2 protein-coding genes are annotated in these 1,047 nt (G+C 54.6%); both read right to left on the bottom strand.

The genetic code is table 11. From position 1 onward, the window contains the following. A partial coding sequence (locus AAC147_RS09835) for a TIGR03756 family integrating conjugative element protein (RefSeq protein WP_072032577.1) occupies positions 1–748 on the bottom strand: 748 nt, incomplete at its 3' end. Next, a partial coding sequence (locus AAC147_RS09840; protein ID WP_047686482.1) for a TIGR03757 family integrating conjugative element protein occupies positions 745–1,047 on the bottom strand: 303 nt, incomplete at its 5' end. The genes AAC147_RS09840 and AAC147_RS09835, both read right to left, overlap by 4 nt.

The raw sequence follows: 1,047 nt of genomic DNA on the forward strand, positions 1-1,047 counted from the left end.
GCGTGCCTTTCAGCGTCTGATAAACATGGGGTTGCCCGACACGGGTGATGATATCCGCGACTCGCTGTGCGACCACGGCAGATGCCTTGTCATCATCGGTCTGATTGACAAAGCCTGAGCGTGGATAAATATGGCCCCACATAGTGCCGGCCATCTGACTGCCCAGTTCCCGCTGACCGGGTATCAGGGCTTCCGGATAAAACGATTCCGGCAAACCAGAGCGCCACGCTACCGAATCCAGCGTGCTGAGAAAATAAGGTATCAGGGGTGTAGCTGCACTACGACACGAATAGCCGGGAATTTGCCCGCCTATCAGGTTGGTCGCCGGATGCCCGATAGCATCGGCATAGTTGAAACGCAGGCTGGTACGCCGTTGCCCGGCAATCTGGACATTGTGGTTACCCCCACCGGCATTCAGGTGAGATAACGCCCCGGTCACGGTATTTTCTACTCCGCCAGAGAGCCGACTGACCTGCGACATTTCTATCCATGGATTGCCACTGGGGGCTTGATAGGTAGACACCACCGCTTCGGGGAGATAATGGGTTACCTTAACCGAGGTTTTCACCGTACAGCCATGCAAACCACAGAGCAGCCAGTAACAGATGCCACTGACCCGCCATTGAATACAGGACGGTGAAAGACTACTGATGACAATCTGGGCGGTGTTGATTGAGGCCTGTGTCACCGGAGTAAATGCCGCTATCAGGGTGATGAGTGCAGGAAAAGTCACACGTTGAAGACTCATGGTTGATATTGCTCCCTGAGTGCGCGGGCTTTTGCCACATTCGCCGTGCCATACACGACGTCCCGGTCATCAAATACCACAGCAGGGTACTTGCGCACACCTGATTGCCAGGCGTCAACAATGGCACGATAAGACTGAATCAGTTGCTGTTCCTGCTGATGCCATTGGGGAGATTGCAGCATCGCTTGTGCCTGCCTCGCGGCTTGTTGCGGATCAGCGGAAAGATAAGCAAAGATTTTCTGCTGCTGTTGCTCAGCCGCATCCAGCCAGACAATTTGTGTGTCCGGGGAAAGGTTGAC

This window comes from Xenorhabdus sp. NBAII XenSa04 (genome assembly GCF_963866145.1).
GTDB lineage: Bacteria > Pseudomonadota > Gammaproteobacteria > Enterobacterales > Enterobacteriaceae > Xenorhabdus > Xenorhabdus indica.